This is a genomic window from Actinomadura sp. RB99 (assembly GCF_014706005.1).
Lineage (GTDB): Bacteria > Actinomycetota > Actinomycetes > Streptosporangiales > Streptosporangiaceae > Spirillospora.
On record NZ_JABMCA010000033.1, the window covers coordinates 66,108 to 87,745 of the forward strand.

20 protein-coding genes are annotated in these 21,638 nt (G+C 73.4%); 12 read left to right on the top strand and 8 right to left on the bottom strand.

Annotation, left to right across the window (positions count from 1 at the left end; all coding sequences use genetic code 11):
- Nucleotides 1-23: 23 nt before the first annotated feature.
- Complete coding sequence (locus amrb99_RS26950; protein WP_190861058.1) at nucleotides 24-2,513, bottom strand: FHA domain-containing protein; 2,490 nt, start codon at nucleotides 2,511-2,513, stop codon at nucleotides 24-26.
- 113 nt (nucleotides 2,514-2,626) lie between these two features.
- On the opposite strand from amrb99_RS26950, the gene amrb99_RS26955 reads away from it, so the two are divergent.
- Nucleotides 2,627-3,343 (top strand): DUF2993 domain-containing protein, encoded by a 717-nt coding sequence (locus tag amrb99_RS26955; RefSeq protein WP_190861060.1) that lies wholly within the window; start codon nucleotides 2,627-2,629, stop codon nucleotides 3,341-3,343.
- 40 nt (nucleotides 3,344-3,383) lie between these two features.
- Here amrb99_RS26955 and amrb99_RS26960 read toward each other — a convergent pair whose 3' ends face one another.
- Nucleotides 3,384-4,265: an aldolase gene (locus amrb99_RS26960; protein WP_241755956.1), complete on the bottom strand. Its 882-nt coding sequence runs from the start codon at nucleotides 4,263-4,265 to the stop codon at nucleotides 3,384-3,386.
- Nucleotides 4,266-4,341: 76 nt separating this feature from the next.
- On the bottom strand, nucleotides 4,342-4,716 hold the full coding sequence (locus amrb99_RS26965; RefSeq protein ID WP_190861062.1) for a phage holin family protein: 375 nt from the start codon (nucleotides 4,714-4,716) through the stop codon (nucleotides 4,342-4,344).
- Nucleotides 4,717-4,833: 117 nt separating this feature from the next.
- Between amrb99_RS26965 and amrb99_RS26970 the strand changes: the two genes are divergently transcribed.
- Nucleotides 4,834-6,969: a germacradienol/geosmin synthase gene (locus amrb99_RS26970; RefSeq protein WP_190861063.1), complete on the top strand. Its 2,136-nt coding sequence runs from the start codon at nucleotides 4,834-4,836 to the stop codon at nucleotides 6,967-6,969.
- Here amrb99_RS26970 and amrb99_RS51465 read toward each other — a convergent pair.
- The gene (locus tag amrb99_RS51465) at nucleotides 6,920-7,297 is read right to left on the bottom strand and encodes a MerR family transcriptional regulator (RefSeq protein WP_190861065.1); all 378 of its coding nucleotides are present in this window, start codon (nucleotides 7,295-7,297) and stop codon (nucleotides 6,920-6,922) included. The genes amrb99_RS26970 and amrb99_RS51465 overlap by 50 nt on opposite strands.
- 93 nt (nucleotides 7,298-7,390) lie before the next feature.
- On the opposite strand from amrb99_RS51465, the gene amrb99_RS26980 reads away from it, so the two are divergent.
- Complete coding sequence (locus amrb99_RS26980) at nucleotides 7,391-8,176, top strand: amidohydrolase family protein (RefSeq protein ID WP_190861067.1); 786 nt, start codon at nucleotides 7,391-7,393, stop codon at nucleotides 8,174-8,176.
- A gap of 126 nt (nucleotides 8,177-8,302) precedes the next feature.
- A complete protein-coding gene (locus amrb99_RS26985) occupies nucleotides 8,303-10,408 on the top strand; it encodes a DUF1990 family protein (protein WP_190861069.1) in 2,106 nt (701 codons plus the stop codon).
- Nucleotides 10,409-10,423: 15 nt separating this feature from the next.
- On the opposite strand, the gene amrb99_RS26990 is transcribed toward amrb99_RS26985, so the two are convergent.
- Nucleotides 10,424-10,951 (bottom strand): NADAR family protein, encoded by a 528-nt coding sequence (locus tag amrb99_RS26990; RefSeq protein WP_190861072.1) that lies wholly within the window; start codon nucleotides 10,949-10,951, stop codon nucleotides 10,424-10,426.
- 210 nt (nucleotides 10,952-11,161) lie between these two features.
- On the opposite strand from amrb99_RS26990, the gene amrb99_RS52620 reads away from it, so the two are divergent.
- The 7 genes from amrb99_RS52620 to amrb99_RS27020 all read left to right on the top strand — a co-directional run bounded on the left by amrb99_RS52620 (nucleotide 11,162) and on the right by amrb99_RS27020 (nucleotide 18,621).
- Nucleotides 11,162-11,296: a hypothetical protein gene (locus tag amrb99_RS52620; RefSeq protein ID WP_277820028.1), complete on the top strand. Its 135-nt coding sequence runs from the start codon at nucleotides 11,162-11,164 to the stop codon at nucleotides 11,294-11,296.
- 242 nt (nucleotides 11,297-11,538) lie between these two features.
- Entirely contained in the window at nucleotides 11,539-12,825 is a 1,287-nt protein-coding gene (locus amrb99_RS26995; protein WP_190861079.1) for a nucleotide sugar dehydrogenase, read from the top strand.
- Complete coding sequence (locus tag amrb99_RS27000; RefSeq protein WP_190861082.1) at nucleotides 12,822-14,180, top strand: glycosyltransferase; 1,359 nt, start codon at nucleotides 12,822-12,824, stop codon at nucleotides 14,178-14,180. Before amrb99_RS26995 ends, amrb99_RS27000 begins: the two co-directional genes overlap by 4 nt.
- Nucleotides 14,173-15,711, top strand: coding sequence for a polysaccharide deacetylase family protein (locus amrb99_RS27005; RefSeq protein ID WP_190861084.1), 1,539 nt, complete (start codon nucleotides 14,173-14,175; stop codon nucleotides 15,709-15,711). Before amrb99_RS27000 ends, amrb99_RS27005 begins: the two co-directional genes overlap by 8 nt.
- Nucleotides 15,712-15,745: 34 nt before the next feature.
- A complete protein-coding gene (locus tag amrb99_RS27010) occupies nucleotides 15,746-17,047 on the top strand; it encodes a polysaccharide deacetylase family protein (protein WP_190861086.1) in 1,302 nt (433 codons plus the stop codon).
- On the top strand, nucleotides 17,044-17,838 hold the full coding sequence (locus amrb99_RS27015; RefSeq protein WP_190861088.1) for a polysaccharide deacetylase family protein: 795 nt from the start codon (nucleotides 17,044-17,046) through the stop codon (nucleotides 17,836-17,838). The genes amrb99_RS27010 and amrb99_RS27015 overlap by 4 nt, the downstream gene beginning before the upstream one ends.
- Before the next feature lie 3 nt (nucleotides 17,839-17,841).
- The gene (locus amrb99_RS27020; protein ID WP_190861090.1) at nucleotides 17,842-18,621 is read left to right on the top strand and encodes a hypothetical protein; all 780 of its coding nucleotides are present in this window, start codon (nucleotides 17,842-17,844) and stop codon (nucleotides 18,619-18,621) included.
- Nucleotides 18,622-18,766: 145 nt separating this feature from the next.
- Here the strand turns inward: amrb99_RS27020 and amrb99_RS27025 are convergent, their stop codons facing one another.
- Nucleotides 18,767-19,030, bottom strand: a complete 264-nt coding sequence (locus tag amrb99_RS27025) for a DUF397 domain-containing protein (RefSeq protein ID WP_190861093.1) — start codon at nucleotides 19,028-19,030, stop codon at nucleotides 18,767-18,769.
- Entirely contained in the window at nucleotides 19,021-19,830 is an 810-nt protein-coding gene (locus tag amrb99_RS27030) for a helix-turn-helix transcriptional regulator (RefSeq protein WP_277820029.1), read from the bottom strand. Before amrb99_RS27030 ends, amrb99_RS27025 begins: the two co-directional genes overlap by 10 nt.
- 245 nt (nucleotides 19,831-20,075) lie before the next feature.
- On the opposite strand from amrb99_RS27030, the gene amrb99_RS27035 reads away from it, so the two are divergent.
- Nucleotides 20,076-20,366 carry an ATP-binding protein gene (locus amrb99_RS27035; protein WP_190861097.1) on the top strand — a complete coding sequence of 97 codons (291 nt, stop codon included), beginning with the start codon at nucleotides 20,076-20,078 and terminating at the stop codon, nucleotides 20,364-20,366.
- Nucleotides 20,367-20,395: 29 nt separating this feature from the next.
- Here the strand turns inward: amrb99_RS27035 and amrb99_RS27040 are convergent, their stop codons facing one another.
- Nucleotides 20,396-21,454 (bottom strand): LacI family DNA-binding transcriptional regulator, encoded by a 1,059-nt coding sequence (locus amrb99_RS27040; RefSeq protein ID WP_190861098.1) that lies wholly within the window; start codon nucleotides 21,452-21,454, stop codon nucleotides 20,396-20,398.
- Between the last annotated feature and the right edge of the window lie 184 nt (nucleotides 21,455-21,638).

A 21,638-nucleotide genomic window follows, 5' to 3' on the forward strand; every position in this document is an offset into this window, starting at 1 on the left:
AACCCGTGGCGGCCGTCACGTGATCAGCGGCGGCGCCGGGGACGCAGCCGGTACAGCCGGTACCAGGCCAGCAGGGAGAACAGGACGCCGAGACCCGCCGCGACGCCGAGGTCCATCCCCCAGGCGCTCACCGCGTGCTTCCACGCCGGGTCGGCGCCGCCCGCGTGCGGCATGATCGAGTCGAGGTCGATGGTCGCGGCGGCCGCGCCGAACCCCCAGCGGGACGGCGACAGCCACGCCAGCTGCTCCAGGCCCGGCTTGCCCGCGAGCCGCACCAGCCCGCCGGACAGCACGAGCTGCCCCATCGACAGCACGATCAGCAGCGGCAGCGTCTTCTCCGAGCTGTTCACCGACGCCGACACCAGCAGCCCCAGCGTCATCGACACCACGCCGAGCAGCGCCATCGCCAGCATCAGCTCCGGCAGCACCGCCGTGAACGTCCCGGAGGACGGCAGCTTCACCCCGATCGTCCCGATCAGCGCCAGCACCACCGCCTGCAGCGCCGTGATCACCCCGAGGACCAGCAGCTTCGACATCAGGTACACGCCCGCCGACAGGCCCGCCGCGCGCTCCCGGCTGTAGATCGTCCGCTCCTTGACCAGCTCGCGGACGGCGTTGCCGGTGCCGGCGAAGCACGCCGCGAACGCCAGCACCATCAGCTTGGACGCGGCGTCGGCGTTCGGCGAGGGCCCCGTCAGCCCCTTCGGCGCCGGGATCGCGGCGCTCAGCCCGCCGAGGATCAGCGGCATCACCCCGAGCAGCACCAGGTAGCTGCGGTCGGACGCGATCACCGCGAGGTAGCGCCGGCACAACGTGCTGAGCTGCGCGAACCGGGACTGCTGCCGGGGCGGCGGCGCGGGCACCGCGGTGTCGGCCTGCACGGCGCCGCCCTGCCGGCCGCTCTGCACGTACCGGGCATGGCGCGGCGAGCCGCGGAACTCGGTGGCCCAGTCCCGGTCCGGCTCCCGGTCGAACGCCTGGAACACCTCCGCCCACGACTTCTTCCCGAAGTGCTCCAGCCCCTCCGCGGGCGGCCCGTAGTAGGCGAGGCGCCCGCCCGGGACGAGCACGAGCAGCCGGTCGCAGGCGTCCAGGTTCGCGACGCTGTGCGTGACGACGATGACCGTCCGGCCGTCGTGCGCCAGCTCCGCCAGCATCTCCATGACCGTCTTGTCCAGGCCCGGGTCGAGGCCGGACGTCGGCTCGTCCAGGAACAGCAGCGACGGCTTGGTCAGCAGCTCCAGCGCGACGCTGACCCGCTTGCGCTGCCCGCCCGAGAGCCGGTCGATGCGGGTCGAGGCGTGCGCGGTCAGGCCCAGCTCGCCCAGCACCTCGTCCACCCGCTGCTCGCGCTCCTGCTTGCGGGTGTCGCCGGGGAACCGCAGCTCGGCGGCGAACAGCAGCGCCTTCCGCGTGTCGAGCTGGGTGTGCAGGATGTCCTCCTGCGGGACGAGCCCGATGCGGTGCCGCAGCTCGTCGTAGTCGGAGTACAGGTCGCGGCCGTCGTAGCGGACCGTGCCCTCCGTCGCGGGCCGGGTCCCCGTGACCGCGCCGAGCAGCGTCGACTTGCCCGCGCCGGACGGCCCGATCACCCCGACCAGCGACCGCTCGGGGATCGGGAAGCCGACCCCGTCCAGGATCACCTTGCCCTCGGGCGTCCGGACGATGAGGTCCTCCACCGACAGCGACACGTCGCCGGTGTCGACGTACTCCCGCAGCTCCTCGCCGACCAGCTGGAACGTCGCGTGCCCGATGCCGAGCAGGTCGTTCTCGGTGAACTCCGCCGACTCGACCCGGTTGCCGTTGACGTAGGTGCCGTTGTGGCTGCCGAGGTCGACGATCCGGTGCCGTCCCGGGCCGAGGCTGCGCAGCTCCGCGTGGTGCCGCGACACCACGAGGTCCGGCACGACGATGTCGTTGTCGGCGGCGCGGCCGATCCGCAGCGTCTTCGGCGCGACCCGGATGATCTGGCTCGGGTTCCGGTCGACGCTCGGCCGGAACGCCGCGGCCGGTTCCGGCCGCGGCGGCGGCACCGTGCGGGGCAGCGGCGGCCGCTGCGGGACGGGCGGCGCCGTGCCCGACGGCGGGCGCGGGTTCCCGGCCGGGCGGCCGGGCGGGGCCGGAACCGGCCGCGGCGTTCCGTGCCCGGCGGCCGGCGGGTACACCTGCCGGCGGCTCGGCGGCGGGCTCTCCGGGAAGCAGGCCAGGCTCTCGCCCTCGGTGGAGTGGCCGAGCAGGAACGTGCGGTGCCCGCCGATCTCCATCCGCTCGATGCGTCCGCCCTGGCAGAACGTGCCGTTGCTGCTGCCGACGTCCTCGATGAGCCAGCCGTCGGGGCCCGTCCGCAGCACGGCGTGCCACCACGAGACGCGCGGGTCCGACAGCGCGATGTCGGACGCGGGGTCGCGGCCGATGCGGTAGGAGCCCCCGGGACGCAGCCGGTGCACCCGGTCCCGCGTGCGGACGACGAGAACGGGCGCGGCGAGCGATTCGGCGGAAGGTCCGGCCGTCATGCGGGGAGTGTAAGTCCTCGCCCCGGAAATGTCGCGGCCCGTTTTTCGGGCCCGGCATTCACGGGACACCGGTCCCATTGACATGGTCCGGGCGACGGAATTGAGTGAACGCCATGGCGAATCCGCCGGGCGCGGCTGCCGTCACCCGTGTCGAACGCCTTCCGCGGCGCGGGCGGCCTCGGTGGCTGACCGTCCTGATCTGCGCCGTCGTGCTGCTCGCGCTGCTCCTCGTGGCGGCCGACCGCGGCGGCGTGGTCTTCGCGCAGCACGAGATGGCCGTGCAGATCAAAAAGGAGGGATTCCCGGCGACGCCGAAAGTGACGATCAAGGGATTCCCCTTCCTCACCCAGGTCGTGTCCCGCCACTTCGGCGATGTGCGGCTCGAGGCGAGCAGAATCACCGAGGGCCCCTTGCGCATCACGAACCTCAAAGTGCGCGCTCGGGACGTCCGGGTCGATTCCGGCTTCAGCAGCGGCACGCTCGGCAGCGTGGACGGCACCGCGTTCGTCAGCTTCAAGGACCTGGCGAGCGCCAGCGACAACCCCGACCTGGTGCTGACGGCCGCCGGGAACAACCTGGTCAAGGCGAAGATGGACCTCGGCATCACGGAGGCCACCGCCACCGCGACCGTCACCAAGCAGGGCAACAGCATCGTGGTGCGGACCCAGTCGATCGAGGGGTTCTCGCGCTCCGACATCGGCAACGACCTCGACTTCACCGTCCCGGTGAGCGGCCTGCCGATGGGGCTGACGTTCCAGAGCGTCACCGTCTCGGGCGCCGGCGTCGGGCTCCACGTGACCGGCCGCAACGTGAAGTTCAGCGACTCGTGACCTCCGCCGCCGCGCCGGGCCGCGGCGGGCCACGGCGGGGTCAGAGGAGCTCGACGGCGGCGTCCACGGCCGCGCGGACGTCGCCGTCCGGCGGGTAGAGCAGGGAGCGCCCGGCGACCAGGCCCTTCACGCCGGGCAGCCGCAGGGCGCGGCGCCACCCGTCCAGCACGGGGCCCGGATCGTCGCCGATGTCGCCGCCGAGCAGCAGCAGCGGCAGCGTCGTCGCCGCCGCGACCCGCTCCATCCCCGGCACGACCGGCACCTTAAGCCACGTGTACGCCGACGTGGCGCCGAGCCCGGACGCGACCGACACCGCGCGGATCATCGCCTCCGGCGTCAGCAGGTTGCGGAGGCGCCCCTCGACGCGGTGCGCGACGAACGGCTCGACGATCGCCATCAGCCGGTGCCCCGCCAGGCCCGTGACGGCGCGCCCGCACGCCTCCAGCGTCCGGGCCGTCGCCGGGTCGGCGTCGTCGATGCGCAGCAGCATCTTGCCGCCGTCGAGCCGGGACGCCGCGATCGCGTCCGCGTCGTAGGCGGTGAACCGGTCGTCGATCTCGAACGCCGTCCCCGCGAGCCCGCCCCGGTTCATCGAGCCGATCGCGAGCCTGCCGTCGAGCACGCCCAGCAGCGCGAGGTCCTCGATGACGTCGGGTGTGCCGAGCACGCCGTCCACGCCGGGCCGCTCCAGCGCCGTGCAGAGCCGTTCGAGCAGGTCGCCGCGGTCGGCCATGGCGACCGGGTCGCCGCCCGCCGCCAGCGCGCCCCGCGCGGGATGGTCCGCCGCGATGATCATCGGCCGGTCGGGGAGGGACGCGGGCCGGACCCGGCGGGCCGCCGCCTCGGCGACCGCCTCCGGCCGCGCGGCCCGGACGTCCGTCAGCTCGCCGATGCGCATTCCGCCGAGTCTGCTGACGATCATGGCGGGCTGTCAATCGCGGGCGCCGCCGGCAGGGCGCCGCTGGCCGGGCACCGTCGGCAGGGTTGCGCGCGGCGGCTCACCCGGAGTCGGTGATGATCTCCGCGACCTGCCGGGCCGTCTCCGTCGGCAGCGGCGCGGGCAGCCCCTTCCACTTGCGGGACGCCGCCATCGCGGCCGCGCCCGCACCGCCCCCGTACGCCAGCGCCGCGACGAACGACGCCAGCTCCGGCGGCAGCTTGCGCTCCAGCAGCTGCACGTTCATCCGGTAGGACGCCGCGGTCGCCATGACCCCGAGCGCCCCCGCCAGCGCGCCGAACCGCAGCGCGGGCACCCGCTTGCGCGCCTTCGTGATCATTTCCTCCTGCGCGGCATCGATGACCTGCCGGACGAGTGCCAGGTTCTCCTCCACCGGATCGTCCTTGATCTTCGCCGCGGCTCGCGACTTCGCCATGACCTCGGCTTACCCGTTGCATTGCGAAGGATTCAGGAGAGAAAGATGTCACTGTGCGCGACTTTACGGGTGCTGTAGGTTGCGAAGCGTCCCCGAGCAGGAAGGCGTGTCCGGTCGATGCAACCGTTCGAGCTGCCCGACTTCTACGTCCCTCATCCGGCCCGGCTGAACCCGCACCTGGAGCGGGCGCGCGCCCACAGCACCGCCTGGGCCCGCGCGATGGGCATGCTCGACGACGCCCGCGACCCCGGCACCCCCGAGATCTGGGACGAGGCCGCGCTCGACGCGATGGACTACGCGCTGCTGTGCGCCTACACCCACCCCGATTGCGACGGCCCCGAACTCGACCTCGTCACCGACTGGTACGTCTGGGTCTTCTACTTCGACGACCACTTCCTCGAGGTGTTCAAGCGGCCGCGGGACCAGGCGGGCGCCCGCGCCTACCTCGACCGGCTCCCCGCGTTCATGTCGCTCGACCCGCTCGACCCGCCCGAGCCGCAGAACGCCGTCGAGCGCGGCCTCGCCGACCTGTGGGCCCGCACCGTCCCCGCCCGCTCGCCCGCCTGGCGCCGCCGCTTCGCCGAGAGCACCGGCGCGCTGCTGCGCGAGTCGCTGTGGGAGTTGTCCAACATCAGCACCGGACGCGTCCCCAACCCCGTCGAGTACGTCCAGATGCGCCGCAAGGTCGGCGGCGCCCCCTGGTCGGCGGACCTCGTCGAGCACGCCGCCGGGGCGGAGGTCCCCGCCCGCGTCGTCGGCACCCGCCCGCTGCGCGTGCTGAAGGACGCCTTCGCCGACGGCGTCCACCTGCGCAACGACATCTTCTCCTACCAGCGCGAGACGGAGACCGAAGGCGAGGTCAACAACTGCGTCCTGGTCGTCGAGCACTTCCTCGGCGTCGCGCCCCAGCAGGCCGCCGACACCGTCAACGACCTGCTCACCTCGCGGCTGCGCCAGTTCGAGAACACCGCCCTCACCGAACTCCCCCCGCTCTACGAGGAGCACGCGCTCACCCCCGCGGAGAGGGCCGCCGTCACCGCCTACGCCAAGGGCCTGCAGGATTGGCAGTCCGGCGGCCACGAATGGCACCTGCGCTCCAGCCGCTACATGAACGAGAAGTCCATCGGAATGTCGGCGACGCGCGTCCCCGCCCTGGTCCGAGCGGCCCGCCTCAGCCGTCCCCACGTCCCGTACCAGAAGGTGGGGCCGACGCCCCTCCCGGAATTCGACATGCCGTACCAGGCCCGCGTGAACCCGCATCGGGAAAGGGCGCGGAAGAGCGTCATCGCCTGGTGCGCCGCCATGGGCATGCTCGCGCCGCTCCCCCGGCATCCCGTCCCGCTCTGGACGGCCGAGAAGCTCGCCGGGTTCGACTTCGCGGTCTGCGCGGCGTCCATCGACCCCGACTCCGCGCCCGAGGCCCTCGACCTCGCCACCCAGTGGCTGGCCTGGGGCACCTTCGGCGACGACTACTTCCCCGCCGTCTTCAACCGCGACCGCGACTTCGCCGGCGCGAAGCGGTTCTGCTCGCGCGTCCCCGGGTTCATGCCGCTGGACTGCGGCCCCGCGCCCGTCCCCGAGAACCCCTTCGAGACCGGCCTCATCGACCTCTGGCACCGCACCGCGTCCCCCATGAACGGCCGGGGCCGCCGGGAGTTCCGCGCCGCCGTCGAGCACATGGTCGGCAGCTGGCTGTGGGAGCTGCACAACCACCTCCAGTCCCGCGTCCCCGACCCCGTCGACTACATCGAGATGCGCCGGCGCACCTTCGGGTCCGAGCTCACGATGGCCCTGACCCGCATCGGCCTCTTCCGCGAGATCCCCGCCGAGGTCTTCGCCACCCGCACCCTCCAGGAGATCGACGCGTCCGCGATGGACTACGCCTGCCTCCTCAACGACGTCTTCTCCTACCAGAAGGAGATCGAGTACGAAGGCGAGCTGAACAACGGCGTCCTCGCCGTGCAGCACTTCCTCGACTGCGGACGCGACGAGGCCCTGCCGATCGTCAACGACCTCATGGCGTCCCGCCGCCGCCAGTTCGAGCGGCTCGCCACCGAGGAACTCCCGGCCCTGGCCGACGATATGGGCCTGGACGCCGGCACCCGCGCCGCCCTCGACGCCTACGTGGCCGAACTCCGCGACTGGATGGCCGGCATCCTCAAATGGCACCGCGAGACCGCCCGCTACGACCGGCGTGAACCCGTCAGCCCGCGGTGTCTCCGTCCGGCGCTGCGACGGCCTCGGTGCGGGTGATGGTGCGGGTGAGCAGGGCGCGGGCCTCGGCGATCTCGGCGGCGCGGCGGTCGAGCTCCGCGAGCCGCTCGTGCAGCACCTCCAGCGTGCCGGGGCACGGGCGCAGGGCGTCGACGCCGGCGGCGCAGGGCAGCAGGCGCGCGATCGACCGCGTCGGCAGGCCGGCGGCGAGCAGCGCCCGGATCCGGGCCACCGTCAGCTCGGCGTCGTCGCCGTACTCGCGGTAGCCGTTGGCGCGGCGGCGCGACTCCAGCAGGCCCTGGTCCTCGTAGTAGCGGATCAGCCGCTCGCTCACCCCGGTGCGCCGCGACAGCTCCCCGATCAGCACGGCTCTCCGATCAGCACGGGCGTCCTCCTCGGCTTGACCTTCCAACGGTGTCAAGGAGCGACAGTGGGGCCCTATTCCGCACCGGAGGAAAAGATGATCATCGATGCGCACGGGCACGTCCACGATCCCGTCGAGGACCACATCGCCCTGCTGGACGACGCCGGGGCCGACCGGGCCGTGCTGTTCGCGACCCGCCCGCATCCCGAGCGGGCCGCCGACCTGGCGTCGCTGCGCCGGGAGATGGACGTCCTCGGCAGGAACCTCGGCGGACAGGCGAACACGCTCGACTCCTACCGGGCCGCCTGGGCGGAGCACGCGGCCGCCCTCGCGGCGCGCCCGGACCGCTTCATCGGGTTCCTGTCGGTGCCGCTCGGCATGGGCGGCGAGGAGATCGCCGCGATCGTGGAACGCGACGTGGTGGCGGCCGGCCTGCACGGCATCGGCGAGCTGACGCCGCCGCCGGGCCGCGCCGACCTCGTGGAACCGGTGCTGCGGGCCGCCCGCGACCACGGCGGCCTGCCCGTCGTGGTGCACGGGTCGGCGCCCGCGACCGGGGACGACCTGGAGACGCTCGCGGGGCTCGCCCGCCGGTACCCGCGCGTCCCGCTGGTGGTGAGCCAGCTCGGCGGGGCCCACTGGATGCGCGCGATCGAGCTGGTCCGCGATACGCCGAACATGTACCTGGAGCTGTCCACGGCGTCCATCGTCTTCGCGGTCCGGGTGGCGATCGCGGAGATCCCCGACCGCACCCTGTTCGGCTCCAACGCGCCCTACGGCGATCCCGTGCTCGCGCGCATGACCGTCGAGCGGGTCACGTCCCCCGGCGAGGTCCGCGACCGGGTCCTCGGCGGCACCCTCGCCGAGATGCTCGCCCTCTGAGGCCCTGGACGCGCGTCCCGGCGGCGGGCGCTGGTTGGGCACCGGCGGCGCGGGTAGGGCCTGACCAGCACGTAGGCACGCGCGGTGAGGGCGTGGCGACGGAGGCGCGAGTCATCGGGGGGCGCCGTGCGGAGACGGTGGCGGCAGCGTGCGCGTACCGCGCGCTGGCCGGCGGGGGCGGGCATCGCGTTCTGGCGATGGCTCCGGACGGCCCGCACGGCGCGGCGGGAGCGGCTCCGGACGGGACCGGGCTTCGACCCGGCGCGGCTCCCGCAGCACGGCGGCGACCGGGTCCAGGGCCTGCGCCAGGGGGTCGGCCCCGTCTACCAGCGGCGCTACACGGTCCGGATCGTCGGCAGCGACCTGGACGCGCCCGCGCTGATGGACCGGCTGCGCGCCGACGTCAACACCGCGTCGCCGGTCGAGTTCGCGGTCTTCGACAAGACCTCCGGGTCCTCGCCCCGGCTGGAGCTCGGGGACGAGTACGACGTCCACATGCCGGGCCCGTGGAACCTCCCGGTGCGCGTGGTGGAGCGGACGCCGCGGTCCTTCCGGCTCGCGACCCTCCAGGGGCACATCGAGGCCGGCGAGATCGAGTTCCGCGCGAAGGACACCGAGGACGGCGGGCTGCGGTTCACCATCGAGTCGTGGACGCGGAGCGGCGACCGGCTGGCGGACGTGCTCTACGACCGGGTGCGCATGGCCAAGGAGATGCAGCTCCACATGTGGACGCACTTCTGCTGCCGGGTGGCCGAGCTGGCCGGGGGCCGGCCGGCGGGGGACGTCGAGGTCCTCACCGAGCGGACCGAGCTCGCCGGGGACTCCTCGCGGATCGACGGGCGCCATCTCGCCGAACCGGTGGCCGGCGCGCTCGCCCGCGCGTTCACCGCGCTGGCGAAGGCGCGCGGCGGCCGGCCGCTGCATCCCCGCGGGCTCGTCCTCGACGCCACGCTGCGGCTGTCGGGCACCTCCCGCTTCTGGGGCGTCCCGCTGCTGGACGACACGGCGGAGCTGCGGGGCGTGGCGCGCCTGTCCCGGGCGATCGGCCTGCCGTCCCCGTTCCCCGACATCCTCGGGCTGGCGCTGCGTTGGCGGCAGCCCGCGGGCGCGGACGGCGGCGAACCGGCGACCGCCGAGCTGCTGCTGGCCACGACGGGCCATGGACGGCTCGGCCGCCACCTGCTCCGCCCGGCGGCGCGCTGGGGGCCGGGCTTCTACGGCTGCCTGCTGCCGTACACGGCGGGCGACCGCCACGTCCTGCTGGGCGCGGTCGCGCGGCGCGCCCTCCCGGGCGACCCCGCCGCGCTGGCCCGTGTCGCCGGCGAGGGCCCGATCCCGATGGATCTGGTCGTGGCCACCGAGCTCGGCCCGTGGGAGCGGTTCGGGGAACTGGTCCTCACGCAGCCCGTGCGCACCGACGACCCCGTGCCGGTGCGTTTCAACCCGGCGCGGCATCCGATCCCGGGGCTGCGGCCTGCCGGTCCGCTCCAGCAGGTGCGGCGCCGCTCCTACGACGCCGTCCAGGAGGCCGGCGGGGGCACGAGCCCGACCGGCCGCCGGAAGGGCACCGCGCGGCCCAGCGGTCCGCGGAAGCACCGCCGGCTCCAGCGGCTCTTCGAGGGGCTGCGGGACCGGCCCGTGAACTTCGAGGTCCGGGACCGGCCGGAGGGCGCCGGGCCGTCCGGCTGGCGCATCGACGACCGCCGCCAGCCGCTCCCGCTGGAGCGCCCCGGCCCGCCGGAGCCGGAGGGCAGCTGGGAGGTCGCGCGCCGCCTCGTCAGGGACTACGAGTTCGCCGACCCGCGGATCATCCGGCGCGCGTACCGGACGGGCGGGCCCGAGCCCGGCGCCGACATGCTGCTCGAGGCGCGGTTCTTCGGGCTCCGCTTCCACCTCGGCGTCCGGGTCGGCGACGTCGTCGACACGGTCGTCGAGCAGGACGGCCGGCAGGTGCGCGTGTGGGGCTGGAACTACCGGACGCTGGACGGGCACCTGGAGCGCGGCCAGATGGACCAGGAGGTCCGCAAGTGGCTCGACACCGGGGAGGTGGAGTTCCGCCTGCGCGCCTTCTCGTGCGCCGCCGACATCCGCGACCCGGTCGTCCGGCTCGGGTTCGCCCTGTTCGGACGTCCGACGCAGCTCGAGTACCAGCGGCGGGCGTGCCGCCGGATGGCCGACCTCACCGAAGCCGCCCTCGCCGCGCGCCGCACCGCGCGGGCCTCGGGCGGCTGACGTCGGGGACGCGGGTCAGTCGCCGAGGGAGTCGCGGACGGTCATCAGCGCGAACCCCAGGAGGTTGCCGCCCTGCCATTCGGCGGGGTTCGCGGCCCGCGGGTCGTCGGCGGCCAGGCCGATCCCCCAGACGCGGTCGAGGGGGCTGGCCTCCACGAGGACGCGGGAACGGGTGGCGGCGAGGTAGTCGCGCAGCTCCGCGTTCTGGGTGAACTTCGCCCGGTTCCCGGCGACGACGAGGGACGTGCGATGGGCGGTCCAGACGTCCTCGTCGAAGCCGCGGACGCGGCGGCCGAGGTCCTTGGCGGCGCCCGGGTGGGGCGCGTCGACGACGGCGGCGGCCGTTTCCTCGTCGGAGAACAGCCGGGCCTTCTCCGCCATCATGTAATGCTCCGCCGTGGCATAGGTCACTCCGTCCACGGTGAAAGGCGACGGCCACCATTGGCTGAGATAGCCGGGGCCCGGCGTCCGGTGGCCCCAGAAGAACAGGTACTTCGGCGGCGTGCCCTCCTCGTGGAGGCGGATGAGCTGCTGGACGTCCATGCCGACGATGGTGGCAGGGCCGGGCCCGCGGCGCGAGCCCGTTTCGGGCGGGCGGAATGCGGCGCCCGGGCGGGGCGTTGTCACCCGGTGGGCCGCGCGGTCTAGACCATTTTGCTAAACCGGGTGGGTCATCGGGGAAGATCTTCTTATTTCGGTCGGCCCGGATGCCGAGAATCACGGGCCGTCGTCAACGGGAGGACAGCAGTAGAAATGGACAACGCTCTGGCGAACCCTCGTCGCACCCGGATCAACTCGTGGCCGGAGCGCCGCCCCGCGGACGGCGACTCCGAGCGTCCGCTGGACGCGGAGGCGGCCTCCTCGGAGGACGACCTCGCCGCACGTTGACCGGCCGGATTCGGCCGCGCTCAGGACCCGCTCGCATACCGGGCGGGTCCTGCTCTTTTCACCTGATCACCGGCATGATCGCCAACCGGTGGACAGATGTCGTCCGCCATCGGGCGTAGATGACCTCCGCTGAAGTGCGGTCCCCCGTCAATCAGCTGCCAAAGACGCTTTACCCCGTCTTTGCCATTGGCTGATGGACTCCGGCCATCGGACCGGAGCTCACACGGGGAGATCACTGAGCCATGTCCTCCGCTGCTTCGCCCCTCGGGGCCCGGCGCACGGATTCATCCACATACGACGTCGCCGTCATCGGGCTGGGCTACGTCGGGCTGCCGACCGCGCTCGCCTTCCACGCCGCCGGGCTGCGGGTGCTCGGCGTCGACCGGGACCCCGGCCGGCTGGAGGCGATCCGGGCCGGCCGCGTGGACCTGCTGGACAGCGACCACCGCCGGCTGCGCGCGGCGCGGGACGGCCTCGCCGTGACCGCCGACCCGGCCGACGCGGCCCGGGCCGACGCCCTGATCATCTGCGTGCCGACGCCCGTCAACCGGCACCTCGTCCCCGACCTCGGCGCTTTGACGGAGGCGTGCGCCACGGCCGCCGCGCACGCGCGGGCCGGGCAGACCATCGTGCTGACCTCCACCAGCTACGTCGGGTCGACGCGGGAGCTGCTCGTCCGGCCGCTGGCCGCGCGCGGCCTGCGGGTCGGCACGGACGTCTTCGTCGCGTTCAGCCCGGAGCGGATCGACCCGGGCAACGACCGGCACCCGCACGAGGAGGTCCCGCGGGTGGTCGGCGGCGTGACGCCGCGCTGCGCGGCGCGGGCCATGGCGCTGCTCGGCCGGTACGCGGGCGACCTGCACCGGGTCTCCTCGGCGGAGGCGGCCGAGATGACCAAGCTGCTGGAGAACACGTTCCGGGCGGTCAACATCGCGCTGGTCAACGAGTTCGCGGACGCGAGCCGGCTGCTGGAGCTGGACGTGATGGAGGTCATCGAGGCGGCCGCGACCAAGCCGTACGGCTTCATGCCCTTCTTCCCCGGCCCCGGCGCGGGCGGCCACTGCATCCCCTGCGACCCGCACTACCTGCTGTGGCAGCTGAAGCGGGACCGGCTGCACACGCCGCTGGTCTCCGCGGCGATGAACGCGATCGCGATGCGGCCGGGGCAGGTGGTGGAGCGCGCCCGGCAGGTGCTGTCGGACCACGGGCGCGGCCTGGCCGGCGCGGACGTGCTGGTGCTCGGCGTCGCCTACAAGCCGGACGTCGAGGACCTGCGCGAGTCGCCCGCACTGGAGATCATCGACGGGCTGCTGGCGGCGGGCGCCGCCGTCCGCTACCACGACCCGCGCGTCCCCGAGCTGGTCACCGAGGGCGGGACGAAGCTGGCGAGCGCCGAGCCCGGCCCCGCCGACCTGGTGATCGCGCACACCCCGCACCAGGGCCTGGACCTGGACTGGCTGCGGGAGGACCAGCTGCTGCTGGACGCGACGTACCGCTTCTCCGGGCCGGCCCGGCGCGTGGCGCTGTGAGCCGTGACCGCAGGTCGCCGGTCCCGTTCGGCGGCCTGCCCTGGCGGGCCCGCCTGGTCTCGCTGGGGGCGCTGGCGGGCGTCGCCGTCATCTGCGGCGTCATCGTCTGGCACGTCGGGGTGAAGGTCGCGTACATGCGCGGCGACCTGCTGCTCCCCACGTACACGGTGCTCGTCAGCAGCTACGTGATCAGCCGGTTCGTGCTCGCGGCGTTCTACCGCCCGCCGCGCGACGCCGGCATCGCCCCGTCCGTCGCGATCGTGGTGCCCGCCTACAACGAGGGCGAGGCCGTCGCCCGGACGATCCACTCCTGCCTGGGGCTGGACTACCCCGCCGGCAAGCTGGAGATCGTCGTGGTCAACGACGGCTCCACCGACGACACCTGGGACCACATGCGCGAGGCCGCCGCGCGCTACCCGAAGGGCCGGGTGCGCTGCGTCGACCTCGGCGCCAACAAGGGCAAGCGCGCGGCGATGGCGGCCGGGATCCGGGCGACGTCGGCGGAGATCCTGGTGTTCGTCGACTCCGACTCGATGCCCGCGCCCGGCTCCGTCCGGCTGCTCGTGCAGGGGTTCGCGGACGGGAGGGTCGGCGCGATCTCCGGCCTCACCTACGTCCGCAACGCCGAGAGCAACGTGCTGACGCGGATGCAGGCGGCCCGGTACTACGTGTCGTTCCAGCTGCTCAAGAGCGCCGAGTCGGTGCTCGGCGCGGTCACCTGCTGCTCGGGCTGCTTCGCCGCGTACCGGCGGGCGGCGATCGCGCCGCTGCTGGACGCCTGGGAGCACCAGCGGTTCCTCGGCGTCGAATGCACCTACGGCGACGACCGCGCGCTCACCAACCGGGTCATCAAGTCCGGCTGGACGACCCGCTATGACGCCCGCGCGGAGGCGTGGACGGACGCGCCCGACCGGTACCGCAAGTTCTTCCGGCAGCAGCTGCGGTGGAAGAAGTCGTGGAGCCGGGAAGGGCCGCTGCTGCTCGCGCACGTGTGGCGGAGCCGGACGCGCGCGCTGCCGTCCATCGCCGTCCAGACCATCGCGGGCCTGCTCAGCCCGGTCGTGGTGCTGTACAGCCTCGCGGTCCCGCTCGCGGGCGGCCGCTTCCCGATGATCTACTTCCTCGGCCTCTACCTGGTGTCGATGGGGTACGCGCTGACGTACCGGATGCTGCGCGACGACGGCATGTGGATCTACGCGTTCGTCGGGACGTTCTTCTACGTCGCGTTCTCCCCGCAGCTGCTGTGGGCGGTGGCGCGGATCCGGGACGGGAAGTGGGGCACCCGGGACGCGTCGCCGCCCCCGCCGGCGCCGCGCCCCGTCCGGCTCTACAGCGCGGCGGCGAGCGATGGCTGACCGGGAGGAGCCCGCGCCCTGGGAAAGGCCGCCGCCCGGCCGGTCCACCAGGGCCGTCCGGGCGGTCACCGGCCTGGTGTTCCTGTGCGCGCTCGCCCTCGCGCTGACGACGTGGGTGACGCTGAGCCGGCCGTTCGACCCGGGCCAGAAGGCGGCGCCCGCCGTCCGGCTGGACACGGCGTCGGCGCGGACGGCGGCGGCGCTCCCCCGGTACCCGGGGTCGGTGCTCGTCCTGACCTACCACGGGGTGTCCGACAGCGACCACTCCGGCGGCACGCTGTCGCGCCGGCTGTTCGGCGAGCACATGGCGGCGCTCGCGGCGGCCGGGTACCGGACCGTCCGGCTGCGGGACGTGGAGGACCTGCTCGCGCACCGGCCGGTCCGGCTGCCGCCGCGCGCCCTGCTGCTCACCTTCGACGACGGGCAGCTCACCGACTGGACGACCGCCGACCCGGTGCTGAAGGCGCACGGCTTCACCGCGGCCGGGTTCCTCACCACCGGGAGGATCGTCCAGCCGGGGACGCCGTCGTACTACCTGTCCACCCGGCAGGTCCGCGGCCTGGCCGCGACCGGGCGGTGGGAGTTCGGCTCGCACGGCGACGACCTGCACGACCTCACCCGGGTGCCGGGGGACGTCGCCGCGCCGATGCCGAACCTGGTCCAGGTGCGCGGCCGGACGGAGACGATCGGGCACTGGCGCGCCCGCGTCCGCCGCGACCTGGACCGCAGCCAGCGGTTCTTCGAGCGGACGCTCGGGCGCCGGGCCACCGCGTTCTCCTACCCGTTCGGCGCGTCCGGCGGGACCGGCAACGACCCGCGGATCGCGGCGGAGCTGCCCGTGCTGATCCGGCACGCCGGGTTCAGCGAGGCGTTCACCGGCGAGAACGTCCCGACCGACCACGTCGACGCGCTCACCGCCGGGTCGCCGCGCTGGACGCTCGGCCGGATCGGCGTCCGGTCCACCACGTCGGTGGCGGACCTGCTGGAGATGATCCGCGCCGCCGTCCCCACCGCGCCGCCGCGCGACCTGGCGGCGCTGCCCTGGACGGGCGACCTCGCCACGTGCCGGCGGCGCGCGTCCGACCTGCGCGTCACCAGCGACGTCTACGGGAGCTGCCTGCTCACCGGCGTCAACACGAGCCAGTGGACGGACTACCGGGTCAGCACCTCCGTCACCGGAATCGACCCGCGCACCAGCGCGGTCATCGCGATCCGCGACGGCGCGGGCGCGGGCCACCGCGGCCGCGTCGAGATCGTCGTCGGCGCCGCGTCCGTCCTGGTCCGGCAGCAGATCGGCGACGCGGGCCCGGTCGTGCTCGGCCGGGCCCGGATCGCCGCGCGCGCGGGGGCCCGGCCCGTCCGGATCGAGGCGCGCGGCCACCGGCTCACCGTCACCGTGGCGGGCGGCGCGCCGCTGCGCGCCGCCATCGACCCGCGGCTCAACGAAGGAGGGCTCACGTTCGAGATCGCGGCGCGCGACCAGCGCACGCTGGTCTTCCGCGATCCGGCGCTCGTCCCGCTCGCGCGCTGAATCCACCCCCACGACTCCCCCACGGAGTACCCCGATGTCTCCACGAAGACTTCTCAGCCTCCTCACCGCCGCGCTGATCGGCGCGGCGGCCGTCCTCGCCGCCGTGCCGGCGAGCGCCGACACCGGCACGGTCGTGTCGCTGACGTTCGACGACGGGTCGCAGGACCAGTACGACAACGCCCGCCCGGCCCTCGCGAGCCACGGCATGAAGGGGACGTACTACATCAACAGCGCCCGGGTCGGCACGTCCGGCTACATGACGCAGGCGGAGATCGCGTCGCTGGAGTCCGCCGGCAACGAGATCGGCGGGCACACCATCACGCACGCCGACCTGCCCACCCTCTCCACCGCCGAGCAGCAGCGGCAGGTCTGCGACGACCGCGTGGCGCTGCTGAACATGGGCTTCACCGTCAAGAACTTCGCCTACCCGTACGGGAACGCGAGCAGCACGTCCGAGCAGGTCGTGCACGACTGCGGCTACAACAGCGCCCGGACCGTCGGCGGCGTCGTGTCGCCCGGCGACTGCGGCGGCTGCGGCTACGCCGAGACGATCCCGCCGGCGGACGCCTACTTCACCCAGACCCCCGACTCCGTCAAGACGGGCACCACGCTCGCGCAGCTCCAGGGCTACGTGACGCAGGCCGAGACGCACGGCGGCGGCTGGGTGCAGCTCGTCATCCACCACGTCTGCAACGGCTGCGACGACACCTACGCCGTCAGCCCGGCCACGCTGTCGTCGTTCCTGACCTGGCTCGCGCCGCGGGCGGCGATCGGGACGACGGTGAAGACCGTCGGCCAGGTCATCGGCGGCAGCCTGCAGCCGCCCGTCAACGGACCGCCGTCGCCCGCGACCGTCCAGAACCCGTCGCTGGAGGCGGCGACCGGAGGCGTCCCCGACTGCTTCCAGCTCGGCGGCTACGGGACGAACACCTTCACCTGGACGCGGACCAACGACTCGCACACCGGGCAGTACGCCGAACGCGTCGACGTCACCGCCCGGACCGACGGCGACCGCAAGCTCGTCACGAAACAGGACGCCGGGACCTGCGCGCCCGCCGCGACACCGGGCCATGCCTACCAGCTCGGGGTCTGGTACAAGGGCACCTGGGCGGCCGGCGTCACCACCAAGATGAGCATCTACTACCGCAGCGCGACCGGCGCCTGGACGTTCTGGACGAACGGCCCGACGCTCGCGCAGACGAGCACCTGGCAGCAGACGCTCGTCACCACCCCCGCCGTCCCCGCGGGCGCCACCAACATCAGCTTCGGTGTCGCGCTGCCCGGCGTCGGGACCCTCGTCGTCGACGACTTCTCCCTCACGGACCAGGGCGCATGACCGAGGAAACGAAGGCGGCCGGGCCCGCGGGGCCCGGCCGCCCGGCCCGCCGCTCGCGGCGGTTCCGCCGCCACCTCACCGAGCTCGCCTTCGGCGTCCTCGCGCTCGCCGCGATCGTCCCGCCGGCGCTGGACGCGCTGGTCCCGCGGCGCGGCAGCGCCGGCACCGGGCGCGCCGAGACCGTCGTCACCCGCGCGATGCTCAGCCACGCCGGCACGGGCAACGCGTGCCGGCGCGGGCGCGTCGCCCTCACCTTCGACGACGGCCCCGACGTCTACACGCCGCAGATCCTGGAGGTCCTGCGCGCCTACGGCGTGCGCGCCACGTTCTTCATCATGGGGAAGAAGGCCGCCGCGCGCCCCGCGCTCGTCCGCGCGGTCGTCGCGGGCGGCCACCTCGCCGAGAACCACAGCTGGGACCACCCGCACATGGCCGATCTCGACGCCCCCGCGATCCGCCGCCAGCTCGCCGACACGACCGCCGCGATCATGCGGGCGGGCGCGCCGCGCCCCACCCTGTTCCGGCCGCCGTTCGGCAACACCGACGGCGTCGTGGACGGGCAGGCGCGCGCGCTGGGGCTGCGGGTCGTCCGCTGGTCGGTCGACACCAACGACTGGCGCGGGCGCCGGCCCGCCGACATCGCCGCCACCGTCCTCACGCAGGCCGGCCCCGGCTCGGTGGTCCTGATGCACGACGGCGTCGCCAACTCCGCCGCCACCATCCGGGCCCTTCCGGCGATCATCACCGGGCTCCGGGCGCGGGGCCTGTGCACGGCGCCCGACGCGGGGTAGCCGATGGCCTCCCGGCGGACCTTCATCGCGGGCGCCGTCGCCGTCGCGGCGATCCCCCCGGCCGTCTGGTCCCTGGCCGGGCGCGGCGGGACGGGCGACTTCACGTCCCGCACGTCCGGGCACGACCGCCTGGTCACCAACGAGTACGCGCACTGGAACCCGCGCGCGCCCGACGCGCACCGGTCCGCCGACTGGGACGTGACCAGCGGGTCCCTCTTCGTCCGGGACGGCGCCGGCTGGTCGGGGCCGCCCGACCGGGCGGTTCCGGACGCCCGGTCGTCCACCGGCACCGGGTCGAGCGTGTTCCGGATGAACACCCGCCGCGCCGACTTCGGCGACGTCCGGGTGACGCTGCGGGTCCGCGTGCTGCGGCTCGTGCCGGGCGGCGGCCGGGCGCCGACCGAGCCGACCGACGGCGTCCACCTGATGCTGCGCCGCCAGGACCAGACAGAGCTGTACGTCGCGTCGCTGGCCCGGCGGGACGGGCTGCTCGTGGTGAAGAAGAAGCTGGCCGGCGGCACCGAGAACGGCGGCACCTACACGACGCTCGCCCAGGTCCGGCACCCGTTCCGGCCCGGCGCGTGGCAGTTCTTCGACGTCCGGATCATCTCCAACGGGCGGTCGCTGGTGACCGTCGCCGTCCGCCAGAACGGGCGCGAGTTGCTGGAGGCCGTGGACGACGGCCGGCACGGCCCGCCGATCGTCCGGCCCGGCTCGATCGGCCTGCGCGCCGACAACTGCGAGTTCGAGTTCACCGACCTGCACGCCCACCCGCTCCGGTGAGTCGCGGCGAGTCGTTGTTATGGCGGCGTCCATGACCGCGACTCGCCGCAAGTCAACGAGCCGGTAGGCGGACGTACCCGGCCTGGCGGTGCGGACGGCCCCGTCCGACTCGGCCTGTGGAGGAGAAGGACGCGTGGCGGGACGGTCAGCGGGTCGCGCGGGCGGAGTTCACGGCGCTGCGCAGGGCCACGCGGGTGACCAGCAGGACGGGGCCGCCCGGGTCCTTGCTGTCGCGCACCGCCACCGCCTCAGCAACCGCCCCGGCCGCGTCCGCCAACTCGACGCAGTTGCCGCCGTTCTCGCCACTGCGCGCACTCTTGCGCCACACGAGTCCGGCTACCTCAACACAATTGCCACCGTTGGAGCCGGTATAACTGCTCTTGCGCCACTTCGCGTTCGTCAGGTCCATCTCTCCTGAATGACCTTTCTCATCAGGTCGCGCGACATGTCTTCGGTGAGCGCCCGCGAACGAAGCGCGATCAGGGTCCGGGTGAGCATCGACAGGTCCGTGGGGTCGTCCGTCGTGATCGCTCGTATGGCCGTTTCGATGTAGGCGACTTCGCTGCGGTCGTCCATCGTTGCGACCACGAACGCGCCCATGTTGCCGTCATGCTCGCCGCTTGCCAACACTACTTGAACCGTGATGTTGGGCAACATGCTCATTTCGATGAGGTGCTCGAGTTGTCCCCTGGTCGTCTCGGGTGTGCCCACGGGACGGTAGAGCGCCTGCTCATCCACCAGAAGGACCAGATCCGGCGGCACCCGCTCCTCGTTGTTCTTGAGGATGTACTGACGGCTGAGTCGCGCCTCTACCGCTTCCTGGTTGCCGCGCAGGAGAGCTGAGGCGTAGGCCGGGGTCTGGACCAGCCCGGCGATCAGCATGGGCTCCCAGGAGACCAGCGTTGCCGCGTCCGCCTCGATCTTGGGCCAGTCGAACCAGACCGGCACCGGATGGCCATTCCTGTTCAGGTCCTCCCAGAGTTTGATGAGTGCTCCGTCGGCTTCGAGTAGGCGGTCTACAGCCTCGACGAAGGACCGGGTAGCGCGCCTGGTGCCGCTCTCGATGCGGCTCACCTGGCCTTTGCTGATCTTCGTGTGATCGGCGATGGACTGTTGCGTGATGTTCTTCGCTTCGCGCATCCGGCGCATCTGGCCACCGAAGGCGATTAGCGCGGGGGACTCCTTGGGACGTTGCCGTTTCGGGGGCATGACGCGAAGTTTCCTTCCTTGGTACCTCGCCAGGAGGACACGCCTGTCGCCAGTCGTTTCCAAGGTGATCTGGCAACCCCACGATACTGCGCAACATTGCTACTTGTGTTGCGTTCATCACACGTAGTGAGGAGAAGGATCATGGGTGAGGCGGCGCGGGGTGAGGGCGAGATGGCGGTGAAGCAGGATCTCGCGGTCGTGGCTGAGGTACGGCGGTTCGTGCGGCTGGTCACCGGTCAGTGGGCATGGACGACTTCGTGCCGTGCCTGGTGGCCAGCGAGCTCGTCACCAACGCGCTGCGGTACGCCTCCGCGTCCGACGACGATGTGACGTTCCGGATCGGGCGGGACGAGGACGGCGCGCTGTGGATGGAGGTGCAGGACGCCTCGTGTGACCTGCCGTGCGTCCAGCGGGCCGACACCATCAGCGAGGCGGGGCGGGGCCTGTTCATCGTCGATCAGTTCTGCCGCTGCTGGGGAGTCCGGCCGGTCGCCGGCAAGGCAGGCAAGATCGTCTTCGCCGTCCTCAACCCCTGAACAAGCGCCCGCTGCGGGAGGAGGGCGGGTCAGCGCGGGGCGGCGGTGCTCTCGCGCAGGATGACGTGGCCGGCGACGCGCTCGATGCGGCTGCGGCGGGCGGCCGGCTCGCGGAGGGCGAGGCCCATGACGTGCTCGCCCATCGCCTCCAGCGGCAGCGCGACGGTGGTGAGCGGCGGCGCCAGGTCGCGGACGATCGGGATGTCGTCGAAGCCCGCGAGGGAGACCTCGCCGGGCACCGCGACGCCGTGGTCGCGCAGCGCGGCGAGCGCGCCGATCGCCATCACGTCGGTCACCGCGAACACGCAGGTCGGACGGGGTGCGCGGCGCAGCAGCTCGGTCGCCGCGCGGTACCCGCCGTCGCGCGTGAAGGACTCCTCGACGATGTGCTCCTCGCGCACCCGCACCCCCGCCTCGGCGAGCGCCTCGGTGAACCCGCCGAGCCGGTCGGAGACGGTGGTGAGCGCGCGGGGCCCGGTGAGGACGGCGAAGTCGCGGTGGCCGAGGTCGAGCAGCGCGCGGGCGAGCGCCCCGGCGCCCTCCCGGTTCTGCGGCAGGACGGCGTCGACCTTGAGGCTGCGGTGCCGGCTGAGCACCGCGACGCGCCCGCCGGTGCGCTGGTAGGGCTCCAGCTCGCCGGCCATCGAGCGCTCCCAGTCGCGGTCCTCGAAGCCGGAGCCGATCAGCAGGATCGCGCGGGCCCGCTGCGCGCGCAGCATCGCCACATACTCGATCTCACGGGACGGGTCGCGGAACGTGCTGGCCAGCATGACGAGCATCCCGTGCTCGGCGGCGGTGCGCATCACGCCGCGGGCGACGGCGGCGAAGTAGGGGTCGCTGACGTCGTGGCAGATCACCCCGACGGCCTTGCTGGAGGAGCTGGCGAGGGCCTGGGCGTGCGCGTTCGGGGTGTAGCTGAGCTCGGCGGCGGCGGCCAGCACCCGCTCCCGCAGATCGGCCCTGACCTGCGACGTCCCGTTGAGCACGCGGGAGGCCGTGGCCAGCGACACCTCGGCCTGCCGGGCGACGTCCTGCAGCGTCACGTACGCCCGGTCGCCGGTGCGCGGCTCGTCCGCCGCCTCGGTCATGCGTCCTCCTCGTGGGAGCCGTCCTCCGCGCCCCCCGTGCGGGAACCGCGGCCGTCCCGCGGCCCCTCGCCGGCCGCCGCGCGGCGGGCCCGTTCGGAAAGACCCCCTTGACCGCGCCCGGCGCAGGTTCTTACGGTACCTCAGAAAGCGCTTTCTGAACGCGCTTTCTCGGCACGGTCCCGGA